We start from the raw sequence: 22,256 nt of genomic DNA on the forward strand, positions 1-22,256 counted from the left end.
GGGACCGCGGCGGCGGCCCCTACCGCGCCGGCCCGGTGGTGGCGGCGTGGCGGGCGGCGCCGATGATGCCGGCCTCGTTCTGCAGGGCGGCGGGGACCACGGGGGTGTCGAGGGTGACGTGCGGCAGGAACTTGTCGGCCTTCTTGCTCACGCCCCCGCCGATCACGATCAGGCCCGGCGAGAACAACATCTCCACGTGCCTGAGATACTCCTCGACCCGCTCGGCCCACTTCTCCCAGCTCAGGTCGTGCTCCTCGCGGGCCCGTGCCGACGCGCGCTCCTCGGCGTCCTTGCCGCGCAGCTCCAGGTGGCCGAGCTCGGTGTTGCAGACCAGCGTGCCGTCGGCGAACAGGGCGCTGCCGATGCCCGTGCCGAAGGTCAGGATCAGCACCGTGCCCTTCTGGTCGCGGCCCCTGCCGAAGGTCATCTCGGCGATGCCGGCGGCGTCGGCGTCGTTGAGCACCGTCGCGCCGCCGAAGAGCGCGGCGGCGTCGACGCCGATCCACGAGTGGTGGACGTTGGCCGCCGTCTGCACGACCCCGTCGACGACGACGCCGGGGAAGGTGACGCCGACCGGGCCGTCCCAGTCGAAATGCTTGACGATCTCGCCCACCACCTCGGCCACCCCCTCGGGCTTGGCCGGCTGGGGCGTGGCGATGCGCAACCGCTCCTGGACGAGCTCTCCGGCCTCGGTGTCGACCGGGGCGCCCTTGATTCCCGAACCGCCGATGTCGATGCCCAACACGTTCATGACTCTCCTTCTCCCCCGCCCTGGACGGGAAAACTCGCCCGCCGATATTTCCGGGCCGGCTGAACCCGCTGCGCGCCCACCGCGTATCTCGCGTCACAAGCGCTCACTAGGAGGCACGGATGCGGCTCCGCATCATCACGCTCTGCGCTGTCGCCGTCGTGGCGGGGACGACCCTCACCGCCCCCGCGCAGGCGACCACCAGGACCCGTTTCGACGTCATCAACCTTGTGTCGGACGTCAAGGGCAAGGCCCCGGTCACCGACCCCAAGGTCGTCAACCCGTGGGGCCTGGCCATGGGCAAGACCTTGTGGGTCTCCAACGCCGGCACCGGCACCGCCACCGTGTACTCCGGCACGGGCCGCAAGGAGAAGACGGAGGTGTGGATCCCCGGCGGCTCCCCGACCGGCCAGGTGTTCAACCCGGGTGACGGCTTCACCGTGAAGGGGAGACCGGCCACGTTCATCTTCAGCAGCCCGAGCGGCGCCATCACCGGCTGGAACGCCGAGGCCGACCCGGCCAACGCCGTGATCGCCGCGTTCACCCGCGGCGCCGACTACAAGGGCCTGGAGCTCGTACGCACCGACGAGGGCGAGTTCCTGCTGGCCGCCGACTTCGCCCACGGCCGGGTGCACGCCTTCGACGAGAACTTCCGGCGCATCCGCCTGGCCGGCTGGCAGTTCCAGGACTCGCGGGTGCCGCGCGGCTACAACGCCTACAACGTGGCCGTGGTCAACGGCAGCGTGTGGGTGGCGTACGCGCTGCGCGACCGTACCACCGGCAAGCCCGTCTTCGGCGCCGGCAAGGGCTTCGTGAGCCGCTTCGACGCCGACGGCCGCCTGACCGGCCGCATCTCCAGGGTCGGGCTCGACGCCCCCTGGGCCATGACCGCCGCGCCGCGCGGCTGGGGCCAGTACGCCGGCGCCCTGCTGGTCGGCAACTTCGGCGACGGCACCGTGCACGCCTACAAGGGCGACCGGCACCTGGGCGCGATCACCACGTCCGGCGGCCGGCCCGTCAAGCTGCCCGGCCTGTGGGACCTCGAACCCGGCACCGCGGCCACCGGCGGCGTGAACACGCTGTGGTTCTCGGCCGGCATCGAGGGCGCCAAGCACGGCCTGATCGGCGTGATCGCCCCCGCCGGCACGAAGCCGACCTCCACGGCCGCCGCCCCCGCGAGCACGCCGGCCCCCACCCGCTCCGCCGCCCCCAGGACGAAGTCGCCCTACGGCGGCGGCAGCGGCTACTGACCGGCGCCACGACCGCGCCCACGACCGGGCCCACGACCGGGCCCACGACCGGGCCCATGATCGGGGCCGCTTGACGTTTCCGGCGCGGCCGGCGCGGGCCGCGCCGGAAACCCGGATTCCCGGAAAAGCCCGGATTCCCGGAAAACCTGCGGAACACGTATGGACACGGAATGCGACGGAGCAGATACTCAACGTGTCAACACCCTCATCCCTGCTCTCACGTCGCCCCCTTAAGCACCGCATGAGCCGGCGTGTCGCGTGCTGCCCGGAAACCGTGCCTGTCAGGGAACAGGACAAGGAGAGACCATGCCAGTCAAGAAGTCTCTGTTCCTTTCCGTCATCGCCCTCGCCACCGCTGCCTGCGTCACGGCCACCGTCGTGGCCCTCCAGGCGTCCAGTCCCGTCTCGGCGGCCACCCGCGCCGCGCTGCCCCCGGGCTACCAGCTCGTCAGCCTGCCCAACGCCAACGTCCCGAACTTCCAGCGCCGCACCGTCTACTGCCCGGGCTCCAAGCACGTGCTCGGCGGCGGCGGCGAGGCCCGGGGCAACGGCGCGATCCTGGTGGGGTCGTTCCCCACCGACGACGCCCGCGGCTGGATCGCCCTCGGCCGCCAGATCGGTTACAACGACGTCGGCATCAGCGTGTTCGCCATCTGCGCCGACTGACCGCCCGCCGGCCCCGCCCGTTCTCCCGCGGGCGGGGCCGGCGCACGTCCGGCCTCAGAGCCCGCCGAGGACGGCCGCCAGGTCGGCGACGCTGCGGTAGTGGACGCCCGTCATGCCGAGCGCCCTGGCGGCCTCCACGTTCGGCAGCCGGTCGTCGACGAACAGGCAGCGCGCGGGGTCGGCCCCGGCGCGCTCGGCGGCGATCTCGTAGATGCGCGGGTCGGGTTTGATCACGCCGACCCTGGCGCTGCTCACCAGGTCGTCGGCGAAGTAGGTGAGCCCGAGCCGGTCGAGGTGCTCCTCAACGGTGTCCGTGGCGTTGGTCACGATGACCACCGGCACGTGCTGCTGCGCCTTGGCCAGCAGCTCCCTGACCTCCTCGTCCACCCGGAACGGCACCGCCGCGAACTCGGCCACCGCCTGGCGGGCCCGCTCGTCACCGCCGAGGGCGACCGCCACCGCCGCCAGCCATTCACGCTCGCTGATCCGGCCCAGGATGGCCGGCTCGATCAGCTCGGGAGCGAAGGCCGTGGCCATGAGCGGCAGGGCGTACCGGGCCTCGATCTCGGCCTGGGCGGTGTGGTCGAAGAGGCGGAGCACGCCATCAAGATCGGTGAGAACCGCGTCAAAGGGCATCACAGCCATCATTGTGCCGTGAAGTACCGCATCCGCTGGTCCACGAAGGTTTCGCGTGCCGCCAAAGCCCCGGGGCGACCGGCGGCACTACCATCTCCGAGACGGGATTCGGTATCGGAACGGTAGGGCATGGACGATCACCAGCTGCCACCTGAGTTGTGCCAGCTGTTCGCCGACGGCGGCAGGGGGCGCAGACTGCCCCCGGGCCTGCCCGCGGGCGACGTGGTCTGGCCCGACCCCGCCTACACCCGGCAGGCCGTGGCGGCCCGGCCGGCGTTCTGGATGAGCGACGAGCCCGCCGCCGGCGAGGACTGGTCGTTCATGCGGGTCTGGCACGCCCACAGCGGCCTGTGGCCGGTCCTGCTCGACGAGTCGGCCCAGCCGTGGGCGATCGGGCAGATCGTGCCCGACGACCCGATGCTGATCGGCCACTTCACCGCCGAGGGGTTCATGACCGAGGTGTGGCAGGAGTGGGTCGCGCAGATGCCGCGCGACGCGCTGGCGGAGTTAGAGCCGTACGGGGCGCTCTGCCCGGGGCTGGCGCCGCCGGGGGTGCCCCGCGCCGACCCCGGCGACGTGGCCGACTGGCTGGCCCGCGAGCTGGCGCCCAAAGGCATGCCGCTCGGGCTGGTCGCGGCCGGCCGGGGGGCCGACGCGCTGGCGGTCATGGGGTGGCAGGGCGCGCTGCACCACAACGAGTGGATGGTGCCGCTGGCGGCCGTGGTGCGCAGCTGGGAGGACCGGTTCGGGGCCCGCGTGGTGAGCGTCGGGTTCAACACGCTCGATCTCAGCGTGGCCGCGCCGCCGGCCGACCCCGAGCACGCCCTCCACGTCGCCGCCGAGCACTGGGCGTTCTGTCCCGACAACGTCGTGCAAGGGCCGGGCGACCTCCAGGGGTACGCCGAGCAGATCATCGGGCGACACGCCTGGTCGTTCTGGTGGGACTGAATCCCCGGCTTTTACGCTACTTTTAACCGCGACAGGGAGGGCTCGGTCACAGCATGCCACGGGGAGACCTGACTCCGGAGCTACTGCATTCCTCGTCCTGGACGGACTGGCTGGTGCAGTCGGCCGGCATCCCCGTCCACGACGTGCCGCTGGTGTCGGTGGGCGGCGGTCTCGGCTCGTTCACGCTGGTCGACGTGCTGCGCATCAGAGGCGTGCCGATCCCGGCCATGCGGGTGCTCTCCACCAGCGACACCCCCTGGCAGACGTGGGAGTACCTGACCCGCGTCTCGCAGCTGCCCGCGCACGAGCGCATCCGGTCCGACGCGGGGGCGCGTCCCGACAACATCTGGGGCTTCCCCTCCTACGCGGTGCAGGAGGCCTGGCAGGACGGCTCGCTCAAGCCGATCCTCCAGGTGCTCGCCGAGCCGCTGTTCACCGACTTCTACAGTCCGCGCGCCGGGCTGGTCACCCAGACCGTGCGGCGCGAGGCCGACCGCATCGGCTACTGGCACATGCTGGCCAAGGGCCAGGTGCGCATGGTCAGGAAGCGGATGGGCGGCGGCTACTTCACCGTGCTGACGCCGCCGCCGGGCACCTCGCCGACCAAGCGGGTGGTGCTGCGCTCCCAGTACGTGCACCTGGCCGTCGGCTACCCGGGGCTGAAGTTCCTCGACGACCTCCAGGAGTTCCGGCAGGCGCAGGGCGAGCGTTACCGGGTGGTCAACGCCTACGAGCCGCACGAGCACGTCTACGACCAGCTGCGCAAGCGGCCCGGGGTGGTGGTCGTGCGCGGCGCCGGGATCGTGGCCTCGCGGGTGCTCCAGCGCCTGATGGACGACCGCGAGCGGTACGGCCTGCACACCCAGATCGTCCACCTGTTCCGCACGTACGTGGCCGGCCCGCACGGCCCGAGCGTGTTCATGCGGCGCAAGGGCGGCGACGGCTGGGCCTACCAGGCGTTCACGATGCCCAAGTCGGCCTTCGGCGGCCAGCTCAAGGCCCGCTTCAGGAAGGCCACGCCCGAGCAGCGCGCCCTGATCTCCAAGACGGTGGCCGGCACCACCACCCCGAAGCTGGCCCGCTGGCAGGAGCAGATGCGCAGAGGCCGGCAGGGCAACTGGTACCACCCCACGCAGGCCGTCGTCGACCGCATCGAACGCGCCCCCGACGGCCGCCTGATCACCCACACCCGCAGCGTGAACGCCGCCGCCATGCAGTACGTGTCCGACTTCATCATCGACTGCACCGGCCTGGAGGCCGACATGCCGGAGCACCGCGTCCTCGACGACCTGCTGCGGCACGGCGGCGCCCGGCCCAACAAGGCCGGCCGGCTGAGCGTCGGCCAGAACTTCGAGGTGCTCGGCGCCGAGAGCGAGGGCGGCGTCCTGTACGCCTCCGGCGCCGCCACGGCCGGCAACCACTTCCTGGCCGTGGACAGCTTCCTCGGCATGCAGACCGCCGCGCTCGACATCGCCGCCGACCTGACCAGGCGCGGGTTCTGCAAGGGGCTCGGGCCGGTGCGGTCCACGGCCCAGTGGCTGCGGTGGGCGGGAAACAGGAGGCTCCCTTGATCCCGACGCTGGCCGGGCGGCTGCAGACCCGGCTGTTCACGCTGGCCACCGTGGGGGCGGCGCTGACCGCGCTGATCACCCTGGTGCTGCCGATGTCCTTCCGGGACGCTTTCCTCGTGCTGCTGGCCGTCGCCGTCGTGGGCGTCGGGTGGGAGCTGCTGTACCACCTGCTCATGCAGTTCCGCTGGGACAAGGACTGGCCGACGCTGTTCGGGCTGGTCACGGCCGTGCCCGAGGGGCTGCTGATGTGGGTGCTGCTGGACAACGGGCTCGTCCCCGGCGTCGCCGGGCCGGTCAGGGGGTGGGCGTTCGCGGTGATGTTCGCCTTCGTCTGGGTCGGCCAGTGGTTGTTCGTGAACGGGCCGATGCGGGTGTTGTTCGTCGAATGGCGGCTGCGCGGCGGCCGCCTGATCTGATCACGGATCTGCTCACGGTTCTGCCTACGGAGGGGCGATGGGGGGCGTCGAGCTGGCTCGACCGCTGTACTTCTGGCTCGGTTTCCTGGCCACGGTGGCCGGCGTCGTGCTGCATCTGCCGATGTACCTGCACGGCGCCGACATGCACTACCGCCTGGCGGGCATGCCGATGGACCTGCCGATGACGATCGGCATGGCGCTGATCGTGGCGGGGCTGGCGGTCACCGCGTACGGGCTGATCCCGCCCGGCGCGCTGACCGCCAGACCGGCCGCCGAGGTACGCGTCCGCGCCCTGGACGACGCGCGCATGCGTCCGGCGCACATCGGGCTGATCGTGGTCATGTCGGTCGCTGTGATCATCGACGCCATGAAGCCGATCACGCTCGGCTTCGTCGCGCCCGGCATGGCCAAGGAGTACGGGCTGAAGTCCGCGCTCAACCCGGCCGGCGAGCTGCCCGTGGCGCTGCTGCCGCTGGCCGGGCTCACCGGGACGGTGCTCGGCTCGCTGCTGTGGGGCTGGATGGGCGACAAGATCGGGCGCAAGCCGTCGATCCTGTTCGCCGGGGTGCTGTTCATCGGCACCGCGATCTGCGGCGTCATGCCGGACTTCGAGTGGAACCTGGCCATGTGCGTGGCCATGGGGCTGGGCGCGGGCGGCATGTTGCCGATCACGTTCTCGCTGCTGGCCGAGACGATCCCACCGCGGCACAAGGGCTGGGTGATGGTGCTCATCGGCGGCAACCTGGCGGTCGCCTACCTGGCGGCCAGCTGGTTGTCGGCGTCGCTGGCGCCGACGTTCTCCTGGCGGGTGCTGTGGCTGGTGGGGCTGCCGACCGGCGTGTTCCTCATCCTGCTCAACCGGTTCATCCCCGAGTCGCCGCGCTTCCTGCTCGCGCACGGCCGCGACGCCGAGGCCCGCGCGGTCCTGGCCAGGTACGGCGCGGCCGCCACCACCGAGGAGGCCGCCGCCGGCGTCGAGCGGGTGGAGGACGAACACGCGGGCGGCTACTCGCGGCTGTTCCGCCCTCCGTTCACCGGGCTGACGGTGGCCGTCGTGGTGCTCGGGCTGAGCATCGGCCTGGTCACCTACGGCTTCCAGCTGTGGATCCCGTCCAACCTGCAGAAGCTGGGCCTGGACCAGCAGACGGCCGACCGGGCGCTGCGCGACTCGACGCTGCTGGGCCTGCCGCTGATCTTCATCTCGGCCGCCATGTACGGCCTGTGGAGCGCGAAGAAGACGATCGTCACGCTGTCGGCGCTGGTCGGCGTGGCGCTGGCGGTGCTGGCCTTCTCCGGCGAGACGCTGGCGCACGACCGTACCTGGCTGTACCTGCTGCTGGCCGGGCCGATCGTGGGGACGGCGACGATCGCCGCGGTGCTGGCCGCCTACAGCTCGGAGATCTACCCGACCCGGGTGCGCTCGCGCGGCTCCGGGCTGTCGGCGGGGATGGGCAAGGCCGGCGGCGTGGCGGTGACCGCCGTGCTCGTGGCGGGGGCGGCGGCGCCGTCGATCGGCACGACCGCGCTGCTCGGGGCGGTCCCGCTCATCCTGGCGGTGGTGGCGGTGCTGGCGTTCGGGGTCGAGCCGCCCAAGGGCGCGGCCGGTGAGCCGGCCACGCCCGCCGCCGCCTCGACAGGCGCCTGACGGACGGCCGGGCGTTCACAGAGGCTCGACGGACGATCAGGCGTTCACAGAGGCTCGACGGGCGGCCGGCGTTCACGGGAGGCGGGCCACGGCGCCGTACGTGCCCGACGAGCTCGGCCGGGCGGAGCAGGCGGCGCCGTGGTCGTCGGGCCGCCACTCCGGGACCCACACCAGCCCGGGATCGACCAGCACCAGCCCGTCGAGCAGCGCCGCCACCTCCTGCCTGCCGCGGATCGCGTGGCCGGGCAGCGTCATCGCCAGCAGGTCCCGGACCGCCGGCAGCAACTCGCCCGGCACGCCGTCGAAGGTGGTCTGCAGCAGCGACAGGTAACTGCCGTCGGACGCCGCCCGGCGGACCCGCTCGATCACGTAGTGGGCGTACTCGTCGTCGGCCAGGCTGTGGGTGGACAGCAGCAGCACGGCCACGGGACGGTCCCAGTCGAGGAAGGCGCACACCACCCGGTCGCCGAGGATCGCGTCGATCTCGCGCACGTCGCCCTCGACCACCCGGACCAGATCGGTGCCCGGCTCGATGGTGGCCCGCGCGCCCGCCAGCACCATCGGGTCGTTCTCCACGTAGACCACCCGGACGGGCACACCGCCGGGGCCGCCGGGGCCGCCGTGGCAGCCCGCGGCCACGTCGTGCAACCGGCCGCCCGGGGGCAGGCCGCTGGGCACGCCGCTGCCCACGACGACGAACTGGTCCACGCCTTCGGCCGCCAGATGCCGGACCACGCGCACCAGGAACTGCAGCACGGCCCGCGCGGCGGTGGTCGTCACGGACGCGGCCTGGTCATATCGGCGTACCAGGTCGCGGTCAGCCGAGAAGTTGTTCTTCCCGCCCGCGGCCGCGTCGAGCACGCGGGTGGTCATGGGTCGGGTCATCTCCAGCTTCGCCAAGTTTCGGATGGCACGCTGACGCATTGAGTGTTGCCCCTTTCCCCTCGCCCACTATCTCGGGAAAAGCCGGTCCTTTCGGACCCCACTCGATGACCCAGACCTTATGATCCTCGTTGCGCGCTGGAAGACAACAGGAAAAGCATGAATTCTGCGGAAATATGCCTTACCTGAATGGCCGCCGGCCGGAGATCATTTCCCTGTCGAGCGTGACAGGCGTTCGCGGTGGGACTCCAGCACCTCGTACGTCTCCTCGCGGGTGGTGGTCGTCACCGACAACTTCGTGAACGCCTGGTGGTAGGTCTCGACCGCGGCGGCGTCGGTGATCAGCTCGTCGGCCTCGACGCCGTGGGCGCAGGCGACGTCGGGCTCGAACGCCTCGGCGAAGCGCCACAGCGTGAACGGGCCGGTGCGGGGCACGTACGCCGGGTCGTCGATCGGCACGACGTGCAGCGAGACGTTGGGCCGCTTGGCGTGGTCGAGCAGCAGGTCGAGCTGGCGGAGCTGGGCGTGCGGGCCGACGATCGAGCGCAGCAGCACGGCCTCGTCGATCACCGCCCACAACACCGTGTCGCCGGCCCCGGCCAGCGCCTCCTGGCGGGCCATGACCAGCGCCAGGGCCTCCTCCACCGACGACTGCCCGAGCGTGGCCGGCCCGGCCACGGTGATCGCGGCCCGCGCGTAGTCCTCGGTCTGCAACATCGGCGGGACGAACTGGGGATGGTAGGTGCGGATCACCGTGGCCCGCTGCTCCAGCGCGTAGGCCGTGGCCAGCCAGACGGGCACCGACTGGGCGTCGTACCAGGCGGCCTCGCGCTCGCCCCTGGCCAGCGAGAGCACGTACTCGCGGACCGGCGGGGCGGTGACGCCGTAGAGGCCGAGCAGGCGCTCGACCGTGATCGGCGTGGGCGCGAGGCGGCCCTCCTCGATCGCGGGGATCGCGGCGGCGCCCTTGCCGAGCGAGCCCTCGACCTGCTCGACCGAGAGCCGCACGCCCATGCGCAGGCCGTGCAGCCGCTTGCCGAGCGCGCGGCGCTGTGAGTCGTTGAGCGGCGTGGCGGCCTCGGGGATCTCGGCGGCCGGCTCCGGCTCGCCCGGCAGCCCCTCGGCCCGGCGCGCCAGCTCGACCACGCCGCGCAGGACGGCCAGCGACCCCTCCGACAACCCGGAGGCCGACAGGCCGATCGCGGCCGCCCGCAGTTGCAGGTCTTCGACCGCGCCGGACTCGTAGTGCTCGTCGCCCACCAGCCAGCCCACGCTCACCTGGAGGCAGGCGGCCAGCGCCCGCAGCACCTGGAGGGTGGGGTTGGTCTGCTTGCCGGTGCGCAGCTGGCTGACGTAGGCGCGCGTGATGGGTATGCCCGCCTCGGTGAGGGCGGAGGCGACCTGGGCGCCCGTGAAGCCGCGCTTGGTCAGCGCGAGATCGAGCCGTTCGGCGAAGTTCGCCACGGCGCACCTCCTACCGCCCGTGAACTTTTCCCAGCCTAAGGTACGAGACCCCCACTGTCCCCTGCCACGCGAGCCAGCTCTGCCCGGCGGGTAGGTATCAACATATTCGCAAAGTGTGAGTTGACATAGGGCCTCTTTCCAGCACAGTATCGGAGCGCGTGGTAACTGTGGCTTAACAGCCCGGACGATTCGCGAGAGTCTCCGGCAAGGAGGTGGCCGGACGTGACCATGGACTCCCTCGACGGCTCACGCTTCCTGGAGGATCCGGTCTCCCGGGGGCAGCAGCAGGTCGTCCAGCGCATCTGCGCGCGGGTCGCCGGCCCGCTGACGAGCCCCGACGTCCAGGTCGCCGAGCTGCCGCTGGGCGGGGTCGAGATCTGGCTGGACAGCCCGCGGCACCGCTGGCGCCTGCATCACCGCATGGCCCGCGAGCTGCGGCTGGCCGGCTGGCACACCGAACCCGGGCCCGACCGGCTGCTGCTGCTCGGCTGGAGCGCGGTCTGCCTGGGCCACCGCGCCAGGATGCTGGGCGCGGCCCTGTCCGGCCGGCTGGCCCACTTCGACCGCACGTCGTTCGCGGCCGTCATGATCGCCACCCGGCTGCGGCACGAAGGGATGCCCGCCGCCGAGCTGCCCGCCGCGGTGGTCGAGCGCTGCCGCGACGCGCTGCGCTGGCCCGTCCGGCTGGCCGACCTCGACGGGCTCGAACGCCGGTCGTCGCTGGAACCCATCAGGCTCAGGCTGGCCCAGGTGGCCGGGCTGGAGTCGAAGGTGAGCCGGCGCTGCGCCGAGCATCTCGCGCTGGCCGCCAGGGTCGCGCGCACGGTGGCCGGCACCGCGCCGCCCGCCCGCTCGCGCGCCGGCGGGCCGCGTGCGGGGCTGACCGAGCGCATGGTCTGCGTCAGCGTGCCCGACAGCGTGCCCGACAGCGTGTCCGACAGCGTGTCCGACAGGGCCGCCACCGCGCTCGACCCGGAGACGGCGCGATGACGCCGCTCCCCCTCCCCCGCCGGGCCTGGCCGCCCACCGGCCCGCCCGCACCGCCCGCGCCGCGCGCGGCCGTGCCGGCGGCCCTCATGCGGCCGGCTCCGGCGCTACCCCATCCCTCCGGCACCGTGCGTCACGTGCCCGACAAAGTCGGCACGGTGCTGTCGGCCGGCGCGGTAGCGGCTGGCGTGCCGGCCAAACCAAGGGGTAGTGCCTGGGGCCGGCTTTCCTCGCGGCCGTCCGCCCGTGATCGGGCGACGGCCTCCCCGGCCGGGGAGGCGGGCCCGCCCGGCTCCCCGGCCGGCGCCACCGGCACGGCGGCGACGCCGGGCGCGACGATCGGCGTGACGGGCGCCACGGCTCTGATCGACCGCCCCCTCAGGGGGCCGGCGCCCGCGCGGGCCCCCGTGCCGGTGGCCACGACGTCCGCGGGCCGCGCCCGGCCCGCGTCCCCCGGATCCGCGACCGACAGGAGTGATCATGCTTACCGACGAGGTGTCCAGGCGGCAGCCGCACGAGGTGCACGCCCGGGGCGCACGACCCCAGCCCGCCGAGCCGAGGAGCGAGGGCCGGGACGAGCCGCCGCGGGCCGAGGCCCCGCCGCGCACCGTCCACCGGCTGCGCCGGATCCGGCAGGTGTCCGTGCAGGCGATCGGCGAGATCGACCAGGCGCTGGCCTGACCGTCATGCGGACGGTCCCCGACCCGGAAGGTACGAGATGAGCCGCGGCAGGGTGGGCGTGATCGTCGCCCCCGCCAATCCCTCGGCGGAGCCCGAGCTGACCCGCCTGCTCGGCTCGCGTGCCGACATGCACGTCACCCGCTTCCCCGTGCACCGGGGAGTGTCGCTCGCCGAACGGCTGGAGAGCTACAACGAGGCCCTGCCCGGCATGGTCTGCGCGTTCGACGGCCTGCCGCTCGACGCCCTGGTCATGGCCTGCAGCGAGTCCCGCTACCTGCTGGGCCCCGACGACGACGCCGACCAGTGCGCGCGGCTGTCGGCCTCGACCGGCGTGCCGTTCGCCTCCTCCACGCAGGCCACCAGGGAGGCGGTGGAACACGCCGGCGTGAGCGACATCGTGCTGGTCTCGCCGTACCAGCCGTGGCTGACCGAGCTGGCCGAGCGTTTCTGGAAGACGGCGGGGCTCAACGTCACGCAGGTCGTGCAGGTGCGGGCGGCCAAGGGCGGCTACTCCTCCTACGCGGTCACCCCGGCCGAGCTGATCACCCAGGTCGAGCGGGCCGAGGTGCCCGGCGACGCGGTGCTGCTGTTCACCGGCACCGGCATGGCCACGCTGCCCGTGCTCGGGCCGCTCAGCGCCGGCAACGACCGCATGCTGCTCACGTCCAACCTCTGCACCGCCTGGTGGGCCCTGTCGCGGGCCATCGGCGAGCACGTCACGCTCAGCCGCGTGCCCTACCGCCGCCAGATGGCGGAGCAGGGGAGGCGCCCCGCATGAACGGCGTGATCGTCGTCGGGGCCGGCCCGGCGGGGCTGACCGCGGCACTCTCGCTGGCCAGGGCCGGGATCCCGGTCACCGTGCTGGAGCGGGAGAACGAGCTCGCCGGGCAGGCGCGGGCCTGCACCTTCCATCCGGCCACGCTCGACCTGCTCGACGAGCTGGGCGTGGCCTCGCAACTCGTCGCCAAGGGCCGCGTGGTCGACCGGGTGCAGTGGCGCGACCGGTCAGGGATCGTGCTGGCCGAGATGGGCATGAACCGGCTCAACGGCCTGACCAAGCACCCGTTCAGGGTCCACGCCGACCAGACCGCGCTCACCCCGCTGCTGCTGGCGGCCCTGAACGCCTACCCCGACGTCGACGTGCGCTTCGGCACCCGCGTCGACGGCGTCTCCGAGGGCGGCACCGGCATCCGGGTCCGCGTCGGCCAGACCTGGACGCGGGCCCGGTACATGATCGCCGCCGACGGCGGCCACAGCACGGTGCGCGGCTCGCTGGGGCTGCCCTTCCCGAGGTCGGCCTACCCGACGCAGGCGCTGCGGGTGTTCACCGACTCGCCGCTCGACCGGCTGCTGCCCAGCCTGGCGCCGCTCACCTACGTCCGCGACGTGCAGCAGTCGTGCACGCTGCTCGCGCTGCCCGACCAGTGGCGGATCATCTTCAGGATCCCCTGCGACGCCACCGAGCCGCTGTCCTCGCCCAACGTCTCGATGCTGGTCCGCCGCGCCCTGCCGGGGGCGAGCGGGCCCATCCACGTGACCGGGGCCGACCGGTTCGGGCTGTCCAGGGGCGTGCTGACGTCCTACCGCTGCGGGCGGGTGCTGTTCGTCGGCGACGCCGCGCACCTGACGTCCACGGTCGGCGGCCTGAACATGAACGCCGGCATCCACGACGCCGTCGAGGTCGGCCAGGTGATCGCGGCCGTGCTCGGCGGTTTCGCGCCGCCCACCGCGCTGGAGGCGTGGGCGTGGCGGCGGCGGGCCGTGCTGCTGCAGCGGGTGATGCCGCGCGGCGAGACGCGGCCGGCCGGCGTGCGCGAGCGCGACAGCGCCCGGCTGGCCGCGGCGATGGCCGGGCTGCGGGCCATCGCCGGCGATCCGGAGGCCACGCGGGCCTATCTCGCGCAGGCCTCGCTGCTCGACACCGTTCCCGGCTCCGCCGGTGGGGCCCGGCCCGTCTGAGACACCGCTGAGGAGGTGCGACACCGCATGTGGCGAACGCTCTCGGACGAAGCGCGCCAGGCCATCCGCGAGCTGTGCGACACGCACGGCTCCCGCCTCTACGACTACTGCCGCACCGAGCTGGCCGCGGGCGACGCCGAGCAGGCGGCCGCCGGCGCGCTGGTGTCCGCCCACCTCTACGCGGACCGGCTGCGCGACCCCGCCCTGCACCGGCCCTGGCTCTACGCCCTGGCCCGCGCCCACCGCGCGTTCGTGGCCAAGCCGGCCAGCATCGGCTCCTGGTCGCGTCCGGGGCGGATGTCGGAGCTGCTGCCCGAGGCGCTGCTGTCCCTCGACCGCCCGCTGCGCGAGCTGCTGGACCTGTCCCTGCGCCACGGCCTGTCCGACGCCGAGCTGGCCACCGTCTTCAGCCTGAACCAGGACGAGGTCAGCGCCGTGGTGGCGCGGGCGGCCGACGCGCTGGAGGGCTGGTTCGCCGCGATCATCGCCGCGCGCGGCCGTACCGGATGTCCTGATCTGACCACGCGGGTGGCGGCCTGGGTCACCTCGCCGGGCCGCCGGGCCCGCGCCCGGATCAGCCGGCACATCCAGGGCTGCGCCGCCTGCCGGGCCGCGCCCCGCACCATGTCGGCCGCCACGCTGCTGCGCCGGCTGCCGATCGCGGAGCTGCCCGGCACACTGACCAACCGGCTCGCCTCGGCGCAGCCGCTGCCCGGAGAGGGACCCCTCTGGCGGGCGGACGGCTTCCCCGTGCTGGCACGCACCCTGGTGGAGCCGTTCGCGGCCCCGCCGGGCGTGGGGGCGACGTCGATGCCCCCGGTCGCCGACCCCACGACGGCGACACCGGGAAACCCCTGGTCGGCGGCGGGCGCGGCCGCCGCCGACCAGGAGCCCCCGGGGCGGGCGGCACGCGGGCGGCACCCGTTCACGCCGACGAGCCGCGCCCGGCCCTTCCGCGGCGGCTCCCCGGGCGACAAGCTCGTCTACGACAACCGCGCAGAAGGCGGCCTCAGCGGCACCGTGGTCGGCGGCCCGGTGAACAGCCCGGTGAACAGCCCCGTGACCGGCCCGTTGAGCGCGCCGATCGGCGGCGGTGAGGCCGGTGGCGGTGACGGCGCCGCCGCCCCGCCCGGCGCGATGATCATCCGGTACGGCGGCATCGGCTGGAACGGCGAGCCGGGCGGACTCGACCGGCTCGACGGCGAGGCGCCCTGGCAGGAGTTCTGGCGGGAGCAGCCGGAGGAGCCCGAGGAGGAGAGCGAGGCCCCGATCCGCACGGTGGCCAGGCTGGGCCTGCTGCTGGGCGTCGGGCTGCTGGTGGTGGGCCTGGTGTGGGCCGTGCTGAACGCGCGCGCGCATCCCGCGGTGGTCACCAGGGCGGCGGCGCAGGCGGCCGTCCCGGCCGAGACGCCGACGCGCTGGACGGCCGCGATCGGCCCGGCCGCCGGGTCCGCGCTGTCGTCCCTGGACCGGAAGGCCGACCTGCCGAAACCGGCGGCGCCCACGGCCCGGGTGTCGCCCCGGTCGGCGTGGCTGGGGTCCGGGCGGGCCGGGGCGTTCTCGCTGGCCTGCACCGCGACGTGCCGGGTCGTCTCGGCCACCGGCACGCGCGGCATCGTCGTCGACGGCACGACCTTCCGCGTCCTCGACCCGCGTTCGCGGCCCGGTTGCCCGGGAGGGCCCGACGTGCGGCGCGGCCGGATCACCATCGTCTGGACGGGCCGCGCCACCGGCGACGGCCTGCGCACCGGCGGCACGGCGACCGCCGGCGGCACGCTCACCCTGAAGGTGGCCTGGACGGTCGCCAGGGACAAGGGCGTGCGGCGGCTCGACGCCGGCGGCGTCCGCTGGAGCAACTGCCGATGAGGCCCCGGACCGGCCGGGGCCCCACGCGCGGCTAGAAGAACCGGAACCCGGGCTCGGGCTCGGGCAGGTCGAGCTGTCGCGGCCCTCTGAACGTGGCGCTGTCCTCGGGCACGTCGGCCAGCGGCGTCCCGAGCACGAACGGCACGGACACGCTGCTGCGGGTCAGGTCGACGGTGACGGTCGCGCCGGTGCCCTCCTCACTGGTGTAGGTGGTGTCGGTCCCGGCCAGCACCAGGCCGATCCGGTGGCCCTTCCTGAAGGTGTAGTCCTGCGGCAGCGTCTGCCACCTGACCGTCCCGTACGTGCCGACGGGCAGCGGCTGGGGCCGGCTGAGCGAGTCGCGGTTCTGGACGTCGATCCAGCCGCGGGCGACGATCTCCAGCGGCCGGGTGGCCACGTTCGTGGTGACCTTCTTGTAGCAGGCGTCGTCGGCCGCGGTGCTCTCGCCGTGGCAGTCCTCCTCGGTGAGCGTGGTGACGCCCTGGCCGCGCCGCCAGTCGACGCGGGTGTCCTCGCCGAAGTCGACGAGCAGGGCGGTCAGGTTGGCGGTGGGCTTGTCGAGCTTGACCCGCAGGTCAGCGGTGGGGGTGCCGGACAGGCGCAGGTCGAGCGGGAGCGCGCCGGTGGTGAAGGCGGCGCGGCCCGGCTTGGCCGTGCCGACGTCGGCCACCATCTCGGTCTCGCTCAGCGCGAGGTCGGTGAAGGTGGCGGTGCTGTTTCCGCGGGCCTTGAGCAGGCCGAGCGAGCCGTCGGCGGCGGGCCGCAGCACGGCCTTGAGCGCGTACGGGGCCGGCCAGTCGCGCTGGGTGGTCCACTGCGCCGGGCCGAGCTGCACGTCGGCGCGGGGCTCGTTGGTGATCCCGTTGCGGACGCCGTGCAGCCAATGGTCGAACCAGCGGTGCAGGGTGTCCACCCACAGGTCCCTGCGGCCCTCGAAGTCGAACGGGTCCACGTGCTGGTACTGGCCGACCCAGATCTTGCGCGGCACGTTCCGCTGGGCCAGGGCCTGCCACCAGGCGGAGAAGTTGTCCGGCCGGACGTTGAGGTCGTTGACCGTGTGCACGACGAAGACGCTGGCCCTGACCTTCGAGACGTCGCCGAGCAGGCCCTTGAGGTAGTCGCGTTCGTTCCAGAAGGCGTTGTAGTCGCCGGTGTCGTCGCCGTCCTCGGCGTCCATGCGGTCGCGGACGGCCTGGCACTTGGCCTCGGGGTCGGTGTCGACGTAGTTGGTCAGCCAGGAGGCGTAGTCGTAGTTGTAGACCACGCCGTTCGAGCGCTGGTACTTGTACCAGGAGCTGATGGCCGAGATGGGGACGATCGTCTTCAGGCCCTCGACGCCGGTGGCGGCCACGGCGTTGGCCAGCGTGCCGTCGTAGGACTTGCCGATCATGGCGGCGTCGCCGGTGGTCCAGTCGGCCACGGCGGGGGTGCCGTCGGCCCTGACCGCCTTGGCGCGGCCGTTCAGCCAGTCGATGACCGCCTTGCCGCCCAGCACGTCGGCCTTGCCGCCCATGTCGGGGCAGCCGTCGGACCTGGTGGTGCCGAGCATGTCCACGTTGAGCACGGCGTAGCCGCGCGGGACGAAGTAGTTGTCGTAGAACAAGGGGAATTTCGTGACATTTCCGGAGGCGTCGTACTGCTTGCGCTCCCCCTCGTTCCCGCGCCCGGAGTTGTCGTAGTACGGACTCTCGTCGATGATCACGGGCACCTTCAGGCCCGGACCGGACTCCTTGGGACGGATGATGTCCACCCTGACCCGGTCGGGCGCGCCGTCGAGGTCGCTGTCCACGGTGGACTCGACGTACACGTGCTCGCGGACGGCGTCGGCGTAGGAGAAGACCGGCTGCGTCCGGCCGTCCTTGACGGTGATCGTGGGTCCGGCAGCGGCCTGTGCCGGGGTCGCGATCGCCAGGGTGAGGGCGACCGCGAAGAGGGCCGGGCGTAATTGTGGCACGCGTGACCTCCGTGACAAGTGTCGTAATTTCTCCCGCAATCTCTCACTCGCCCAGAAAGCTGACAAGATCCCACCTATGGAGGCACAGGATCGGATCCGGGGCTGCCTGCTCGGCGGCGCGATCGGCGACGCCCTCGGGGCGCCCATCGAGTTCGAGTCGTTGCGGGAGATCCGCCGGCAGCACGGCCAGGACGGCGTCACCGGCTATGTCACCACCTGGCGGGGCAGGCGCGCGCTCGTGACCGACGACACCCAGATGACCCTGTTCACCGTCGAGGCGCTGATCCGCGACCGCACGCCCGGCGAGGTGCGGCAGGCGTACCTGCGCTGGCTCGACACCCAGGAGCACCAGGCCCCGCCGCCCGCCGACCGGCCGCACCGGACCGGCACCCTGCGCGAGGAGGGCTGGCTGTACTCCCGGCGGGCCCCGGGCAACGCCTGCCTGTCCGGGCTGCGGCAACCCTTCCCCGGACCGTCGCCGTCCGGCGCGACCGGCCCGGTGAACCCCGGCTCCAAGGGCTGCGGCACCGTCATGCGCTCGGCGCCGTTCGGGCTGCTCGCGCCGTACGACGCGGACGCCGCGTTCGAGCTGGCGGCGGTCTGCGCGCAGATCACCCACGGCCACCCGACCGGCTACCTGGCCGCGGGCGCGTTCGCCGCGATCGTCGCCCGGGTGATGGCCGGCGAGCCCCTGGAGGCCGCCGTCGGCCACGCCCTCGGCCTGCTCGGCGGCCGTCCGGGGCACGAGGAGACGTCCCTCGCCCTGCGCGCGGCGCTCGACCTGGCCGCCTCAGGCCCGCCCTCCGCCGAGCGGGTCGAGACGCTGGGCGGCGCGTGGGTGGCCGAGGAGGCGCTGGCCATCGGCGTCTACTGCGCCCTGGCCGAGCCCTCGCCCGAGCGGGCGCTGCTGCTGTCGGTCAACCACTCGGGCGACAGCGACTCGACCGGCTCGGTCTGCGGCAACCTGGTGGGCGCGCTGCGCGGCGCGGACGCGCTGCCGGCCGCCTGGGTGACACCGCTGGAGGGCCGCGAGACGATCGAGCGCCTGGCCGCCGCGCTCCTCTAGGCTGGAGGCTCACCGGGACGGAAGAGATCGCATGCGAAACGTCGCGCGGACCTCGCTCGTCGATGCCGCCATCGAGGAGCTCCGCAGGGAGATCACCAGTGGGGTGTGGCCGGTCGGGACGAAGATCCCGTCCGAGAGCCGGCTCGCCGAGAGCCTCGGCATGAGCCGGTTGTCGGTGCGCGAGGCGGTGCGGGTGCTGGCCCACGCCGGGCTGCTGCAGACCAGGCAGGGCGACGGCACGTACGTCACCGCCACCGACGAGTCGCAGGTGGCGCTGCGCCGGCGGCTCGACCGGGCGGCCGCGATGGACATCATCGACGTGCGCCGCGGGCTCGACCTGGTGGCCGCCCGGCTGGCGGCGGTCAAGCGCACCGGCGACGACGTGGCCGCGATGCGCGAGGCGCTGGCCCGCCGCGGGTCGGCCGCGGGAGCGGGCGACCTCGACGGGTTCGCCGACGCCGACGCCGACTTCCACCTGCTGGTGGCCGACGCCGCGCACAACCCGCTGCTGGCCGACCTCTACCGCAGCATGCGCGACGCGCTGCGCGACAGCGTCCGGGACCAGGAGCAGGCCGCGCTGGCGCCCGACCCGTCGCACGACGACCTGCTGGCGGCGATCGAGGCGGGCGACGCGGCCAGGGCGGTCGAGGTCTCGGTCGCCATCCTCGACGCCCAGGAACGCGACCTGTGACCCGCGCGCCGGGTCAGCGGGCGATCAGCACGGCGAGCCCGGCGGCCGGGCCGAGCAGGATCGAGGCGGCGGCGCACACCTGCGCGACCGGGCTCGATCCGGCGGGGTGCGCCGGGCCGTCCGCGGCGAAGACCGGGCGGATCCAGCGCAGGTAGTAGAACAGGCTCGCGACGGTGTTGGCGGCGGCGACCACCGCGAGCCAGGCGTACCCGCCGTCCCAGGCGGCCGCGAACATCAGCAGCTTCCCGGCGAAGACCGCGGTCGGCGGCGTCCCTACCAGGCCGAGCAGGCACACCACCAGCGCGAACGCCGTCCAGGGCGAGCGGCGGCCGAGCCCGGCGTAGTCGGCCAGCCGTTCGGCCCCGGTGGCGACCACGACGGCGAACGCGCCCAGGTTGGTGACCGCGTAGGCGGCCAGGTAGACCAGCAGGGCGGGCGCGGCCAGGGCGGTGCGTCCGGCCACCGCGACCGGGACCAGCAGGTAACCGGCCTGGCTGACCGTCGAGTACGCCAGCAACCGCCGCACGTTCTCCTGCTGGAAGGCGGCCAGGTTGCCCAGCGTCATCGTCACGGCGGCCAGGACCGCGAGCAGCGCGGGCTCGTCCAGCACCGTCGTCGCCAGCCGGTACAGCGCCACCAGCGCGCCGATCTTGGGCACCGTGGTCACGAACGCGGCCACCGGCGCCGACGTGCCCTCGGTGACGTCGGGCACCCAGAAGTGCGCGGGCGCTCCGCCGGCCTTGAACAGCGGCCCGGCCAGCAGCAGCACCGCGCCCACGGCCGGGGCCCGCGCGGCGGGGTAGGCGGTGGCGCCGGACCAGCCGTACACGACGGTGGCCCCGGCCAGCATGAGCACGCCGAGGAAGGCGCCCATCAGGTAGTACTTGAGCGCCGCCTCGGTGCCGGACGCGTCCTTGGCGAACCCCGCCAGCGCGTACGCCGGAACGCTCGCCAGCAGGTACGCCGCCACCAGCACGAGCAGGTCGTCCGCCCCCGCCATGAGGACGGACCCCAGCGCCGCCAGCACCATCAGGACGTACAGCTCGCTCTCCCTGCCGTCCCCCCTGACCCGGCCGGTCGCCAGCCACACGGCCAGCAGGGTGGCCAGGCAGACGATCAACCGGGCGGCTCCGGTCGGCGGATCGACGGCGTAGGCGTCGAAGGCCACGACGGCGGGGCGCGGCAGGGCGGCGGCGCTCGCCGCGGCGGCCCCGGCCAGCGCCGCCATGCACGCCCAGGCGGCGACGCGCTGCCGCCCGCGGGCCACGAACAGCCCCGCGAGCAGCGCCGTCACCGCGCCCAGCAGCATCAGCACCTCGGGCAGCATCGCGGTCACCGCCGCGCCGCCGTGCGGTGCGCTCATCGGCCCGCCAGGGCGACGACGGCACGCGCGGCGGGCTCGATCAGGTCCAGCAGCGGACGCGGCGCCAGGCCGATGACCAGGGACAGGACGAGCAGCGGGGCGATCGCGCCCAGCTCGCGCGGCCGCACGTCGGTGACCCGCGGCGTCAGCTCGCCCGGCTCGCCGAGGAACGCGCGTTGCAGCGCCCGCAGGAACAGCGCCGCGGTGACCAGGATGCCGGTCACGGAGAGCGCGCCCGCGACCACGGCCCCCGAGCCGATCACCCCGGTGAAGATCTGGAACTCGGCGATGAACCCGGACAGTCCGGGCAGCCCGAGCGAGGCGAACACCGCCACCGCCGTCAGCCAGGCCAGCACGGGCGCCCGTCCCGCGATGCCGCCGTAGCGGCCGAGCGCGTAGCCGCCCGCGCGGTCCCACAGCACGCCGGTGATCAGGAACAGCGCGCCGGTGACCAGGCCGTGGCTGACCATCTGGGTGACCGCGCCGCTGACCGCCAGCTCCTTGGCCCGCGCCGGCCCGCCGGCCAGCCCGGCGGCGCCCAGGGCGAGCACGACGTAGCCCATGTGGTTGACCGAGGTGTAGGCGACGAGCCGTTTGAGGTTCTCCTGGGCGAGCGCCACCAGGGCGCCGTACAGGACGCTGACCAGGCCGATCACGATGACCAGCCAGGCGTAGGCGCGCCACGGGCCGGGCAGCAGCGGCACGGCGATGCGGGCCAGCCCGTACGCGCCCATCTTGAGCAGCACCCCGGCGAGGATGGCCGACCCGGCGGCCGGGGCGTCGGTGTGCGCGGGCGGCAGCCAGGTGTGCACGGGCACGACCGGCGTCTTGACCCCCAGGCCGATCCCGATCGCGAGCAGCACGGCCGCGCCCGCGTCCGGCGGGCGGCGGGTGAGGTCGGCCAGGTCGAACGTGTGCGGGTCGGCGGCCAGGTAGAGGCCGATGAAGCCGAGCAGCAGCGCCAGCGAGCCCAGGAAGGTGTAGAGGAAGAACGTCAGCGCGGACCTGGCCCGGTCGCCGTGCCCCCAGCCGACGATCACGAAGTACATGCCGACGATCGACAGGTCGAAGAAGACGAAGAACAGCAGCAGGTCGAGTGCCGCGAACAGCCCGGTGGAGACGGTCTGCAGGAACAGGAACAGCGCCGCGTGCGCCTTCGGCCTGGTGGGCTCGCCCAGCGAGTGCACGGCGCAGAGCAGGAACAGCACCGCGGTCATGGCGATCAGCGGCAGCGACAGGCCGTCCACGCCGACGTGGTAGCCGGCCCCGGCCGTCGGGATCCAGCGCAGCCTGGTCTCGTACGCCAGGCCGCCTCCGTACCCGGCCCACAGGGCGACGACCAGGGCGAGGTCGGCGGCGGACGCGGCCACCCGGATCAGGCCGGCCGCCCGTGCCGTGACGCCCGGCAGGAGGAACAGGGCGGCGGCGGCCAGCGGCAGGAACACGACGACGTCGAGCACGCC

Annotated in this window: 20 protein-coding genes; 13 read left to right on the forward strand and 7 right to left on the reverse strand. The window is 73.5% G+C overall.

The genetic code is table 11. The features are described 5' to 3' along the window. Positions 1-19: 19 nt before the first annotated feature. The gene (gene ppgK, locus AB0J71_RS16620) at positions 20-751 is read right to left on the reverse strand and encodes a polyphosphate--glucose phosphotransferase (RefSeq protein ID WP_352331223.1); all 732 of its coding nucleotides are present in this window, start codon (positions 749-751) and stop codon (positions 20-22) included. A 119-nt stretch (positions 752-870) separates the two neighbouring features. Between ppgK and AB0J71_RS16625 the strand changes: the two genes are divergently transcribed. Both AB0J71_RS16625 and AB0J71_RS16630 read left to right on the forward strand, forming a co-directional pair. Continuing rightward, complete coding sequence (locus AB0J71_RS16625) at positions 871-1,998, forward strand: TIGR03118 family protein (RefSeq protein WP_352331224.1); 1,128 nt, start codon at positions 871-873, stop codon at positions 1,996-1,998. Between the two features lie 306 nt (positions 1,999-2,304). Beyond that, a complete protein-coding gene (locus tag AB0J71_RS16630; protein ID WP_364389890.1) occupies positions 2,305-2,664 on the forward strand; it encodes a hypothetical protein in 360 nt (119 codons plus the stop codon). A 54-nt stretch (positions 2,665-2,718) separates the two neighbouring features. Here AB0J71_RS16630 and AB0J71_RS16635 read toward each other — a convergent pair whose 3' ends face one another. Next, positions 2,719-3,312, reverse strand: a complete 594-nt coding sequence (locus tag AB0J71_RS16635; protein WP_364414777.1) for an HAD-IA family hydrolase — start codon at positions 3,310-3,312, stop codon at positions 2,719-2,721. A gap of 117 nt (positions 3,313-3,429) precedes the next feature. On the opposite strand from AB0J71_RS16635, the gene AB0J71_RS16640 reads away from it, so the two are divergent. From AB0J71_RS16640 to AB0J71_RS16655, 4 genes are read left to right on the forward strand one after another with little or no spacing between them, the layout of a single operon-like run. Next, positions 3,430-4,248: a DUF4253 domain-containing protein gene (locus tag AB0J71_RS16640; RefSeq protein WP_352328337.1), complete on the forward strand. Its 819-nt coding sequence runs from the start codon at positions 3,430-3,432 to the stop codon at positions 4,246-4,248. A 53-nt stretch (positions 4,249-4,301) separates the two neighbouring features. Continuing rightward, positions 4,302-5,819: a hypothetical protein gene (locus AB0J71_RS16645; protein WP_364414779.1), complete on the forward strand. Its 1,518-nt coding sequence runs from the start codon at positions 4,302-4,304 to the stop codon at positions 5,817-5,819. Next, complete coding sequence (locus tag AB0J71_RS16650) at positions 5,816-6,235, forward strand: hypothetical protein (RefSeq protein ID WP_364414781.1); 420 nt, start codon at positions 5,816-5,818, stop codon at positions 6,233-6,235. Before AB0J71_RS16645 ends, AB0J71_RS16650 begins: the two co-directional genes overlap by 4 nt. A 37-nt stretch (positions 6,236-6,272) precedes the next feature. Continuing rightward, a complete protein-coding gene (locus tag AB0J71_RS16655; RefSeq protein ID WP_364414783.1) occupies positions 6,273-7,880 on the forward strand; it encodes an MFS transporter in 1,608 nt (535 codons plus the stop codon). 72 nt (positions 7,881-7,952) lie between these two features. On the opposite strand, the gene AB0J71_RS16660 is transcribed toward AB0J71_RS16655, so the two are convergent. After that, positions 7,953-8,765 carry an SAM-dependent methyltransferase gene (locus AB0J71_RS16660; RefSeq protein ID WP_364414785.1) on the reverse strand — a complete coding sequence of 271 codons (813 nt, stop codon included), beginning with the start codon at positions 8,763-8,765 and terminating at the stop codon, positions 7,953-7,955. A 204-nt stretch (positions 8,766-8,969) separates the two neighbouring features. Continuing rightward, the gene (locus tag AB0J71_RS16665) at positions 8,970-10,226 is read right to left on the reverse strand and encodes a Scr1 family TA system antitoxin-like transcriptional regulator (protein WP_364414787.1); all 1,257 of its coding nucleotides are present in this window, start codon (positions 10,224-10,226) and stop codon (positions 8,970-8,972) included. A gap of 222 nt (positions 10,227-10,448) precedes the next feature. Here AB0J71_RS16665 and AB0J71_RS16670 point away from each other — a divergent pair, with 222 nt between their 5' ends. The 5 genes from AB0J71_RS16670 (at position 10,449) to AB0J71_RS16690 (ending at position 15,719) form a co-directional block, all read left to right on the forward strand. Then, positions 10,449-11,216: a hypothetical protein gene (locus AB0J71_RS16670; RefSeq protein WP_364414789.1), complete on the forward strand. Its 768-nt coding sequence runs from the start codon at positions 10,449-10,451 to the stop codon at positions 11,214-11,216. Between the two features lie 477 nt (positions 11,217-11,693). Beyond that, positions 11,694-11,894, forward strand: a complete 201-nt coding sequence (locus AB0J71_RS16675) for a hypothetical protein (RefSeq protein WP_352330772.1) — start codon at positions 11,694-11,696, stop codon at positions 11,892-11,894. A 37-nt stretch (positions 11,895-11,931) separates the two neighbouring features. Further along, the gene (locus AB0J71_RS16680) at positions 11,932-12,672 is read left to right on the forward strand and encodes a hypothetical protein (RefSeq protein ID WP_352330774.1); all 741 of its coding nucleotides are present in this window, start codon (positions 11,932-11,934) and stop codon (positions 12,670-12,672) included. Then, a complete protein-coding gene (locus tag AB0J71_RS16685; RefSeq protein ID WP_364414791.1) occupies positions 12,669-13,853 on the forward strand; it encodes an FAD-dependent oxidoreductase in 1,185 nt (394 codons plus the stop codon). Before AB0J71_RS16680 ends, AB0J71_RS16685 begins: the two co-directional genes overlap by 4 nt. Before the next feature lie 27 nt (positions 13,854-13,880). Further along, complete coding sequence (locus AB0J71_RS16690) at positions 13,881-15,719, forward strand: hypothetical protein (protein ID WP_364414793.1); 1,839 nt, start codon at positions 13,881-13,883, stop codon at positions 15,717-15,719. A 31-nt stretch (positions 15,720-15,750) separates the two neighbouring features. Here AB0J71_RS16690 and AB0J71_RS16695 read toward each other — a convergent pair whose 3' ends face one another. Then, positions 15,751-17,673 carry a Xaa-Pro dipeptidyl-peptidase gene (locus AB0J71_RS16695; protein WP_364414795.1) on the reverse strand — a complete coding sequence of 641 codons (1,923 nt, stop codon included), beginning with the start codon at positions 17,671-17,673 and terminating at the stop codon, positions 15,751-15,753. Positions 17,674-17,749: 76 nt separating this feature from the next. On the opposite strand from AB0J71_RS16695, the gene AB0J71_RS16700 reads away from it, so the two are divergent. Together AB0J71_RS16700 and AB0J71_RS16705 are read left to right on the forward strand one after the other, a co-directional pair. After that, positions 17,750-18,739 carry an ADP-ribosylglycohydrolase family protein gene (locus AB0J71_RS16700; protein ID WP_364414797.1) on the forward strand — a complete coding sequence of 330 codons (990 nt, stop codon included), beginning with the start codon at positions 17,750-17,752 and terminating at the stop codon, positions 18,737-18,739. A 31-nt stretch (positions 18,740-18,770) separates the two neighbouring features. Next, positions 18,771-19,430 (forward strand): FadR/GntR family transcriptional regulator, encoded by a 660-nt coding sequence (locus AB0J71_RS16705; RefSeq protein ID WP_364414799.1) that lies wholly within the window; start codon positions 18,771-18,773, stop codon positions 19,428-19,430. A gap of 13 nt (positions 19,431-19,443) precedes the next feature. Here the strand turns inward: AB0J71_RS16705 and AB0J71_RS16710 are convergent, their stop codons facing one another. Together AB0J71_RS16710 and AB0J71_RS16715 are read right to left on the reverse strand one after the other, a co-directional pair. After that, a complete protein-coding gene (locus tag AB0J71_RS16710; RefSeq protein WP_364414801.1) occupies positions 19,444-20,793 on the reverse strand; it encodes an NADH-quinone oxidoreductase subunit N in 1,350 nt (449 codons plus the stop codon). After that, positions 20,790-22,253, reverse strand: coding sequence for an NADH-quinone oxidoreductase subunit M (locus AB0J71_RS16715; RefSeq protein ID WP_352322755.1), 1,464 nt, complete (start codon positions 22,251-22,253; stop codon positions 20,790-20,792). The genes AB0J71_RS16710 and AB0J71_RS16715 overlap by 4 nt, the downstream gene beginning before the upstream one ends. Positions 22,254-22,256 lie beyond the last annotated feature (3 nt).

Origin of the sequence: Nonomuraea sp. NPDC049637 (assembly GCF_040675235.1) — a bacterium.
In the GTDB taxonomy this organism is placed as follows: Bacteria; Actinomycetota; Actinomycetes; order Streptosporangiales; family Streptosporangiaceae; genus Nonomuraea.

Excerpts from the sequence above, each read along its gene's own strand:
- AB0J71_RS16625 (WP_352331224.1), top strand. The coding sequence starts at position 871 with ATGCGGCTCCGCATCATCACGCTCTGCGCTGTCGCCGTCGTGGCGGGG.
- AB0J71_RS16685 (WP_364414791.1), top strand. The coding sequence starts at position 12,669 with ATGAACGGCGTGATCGTCGTCGGGGCCGGCCCGGCGGGGCTGACCGCG.
- AB0J71_RS16655 (WP_364414783.1), top strand. The coding sequence starts at position 6,273 with ATGGGGGGCGTCGAGCTGGCTCGACCGCTGTACTTCTGGCTCGGTTTC.
- AB0J71_RS16690 (WP_364414793.1), top strand. The coding sequence starts at position 13,881 with ATGTGGCGAACGCTCTCGGACGAAGCGCGCCAGGCCATCCGCGAGCTG.
- AB0J71_RS16635 (WP_364414777.1), bottom strand. The coding sequence starts at position 3,312 with ATGATGGCTGTGATGCCCTTTGACGCGGTTCTCACCGATCTTGATGGC.
- AB0J71_RS16660 (WP_364414785.1), bottom strand. The coding sequence starts at position 8,765 with ATGACCCGACCCATGACCACCCGCGTGCTCGACGCGGCCGCGGGCGGG.
- AB0J71_RS16640 (WP_352328337.1), top strand. The coding sequence starts at position 3,430 with ATGGACGATCACCAGCTGCCACCTGAGTTGTGCCAGCTGTTCGCCGAC.
- AB0J71_RS16710 (WP_364414801.1), bottom strand. The coding sequence starts at position 20,793 with ATGAGCGCACCGCACGGCGGCGCGGCGGTGACCGCGATGCTGCCCGAG.
- AB0J71_RS16645 (WP_364414779.1), top strand. The coding sequence starts at position 4,302 with ATGCCACGGGGAGACCTGACTCCGGAGCTACTGCATTCCTCGTCCTGG.
- ppgK (WP_352331223.1), bottom strand. The coding sequence starts at position 751 with ATGAACGTGTTGGGCATCGACATCGGCGGTTCGGGAATCAAGGGCGCC.
- AB0J71_RS16705 (WP_364414799.1), top strand. The coding sequence starts at position 18,771 with ATGCGAAACGTCGCGCGGACCTCGCTCGTCGATGCCGCCATCGAGGAG.
- AB0J71_RS16700 (WP_364414797.1), top strand. The coding sequence starts at position 17,750 with ATGGAGGCACAGGATCGGATCCGGGGCTGCCTGCTCGGCGGCGCGATC.
- AB0J71_RS16675 (WP_352330772.1), top strand. The coding sequence starts at position 11,694 with ATGCTTACCGACGAGGTGTCCAGGCGGCAGCCGCACGAGGTGCACGCC.
- AB0J71_RS16680 (WP_352330774.1), top strand. The coding sequence starts at position 11,932 with ATGAGCCGCGGCAGGGTGGGCGTGATCGTCGCCCCCGCCAATCCCTCG.
- AB0J71_RS16630 (WP_364389890.1), top strand. The coding sequence starts at position 2,305 with ATGCCAGTCAAGAAGTCTCTGTTCCTTTCCGTCATCGCCCTCGCCACC.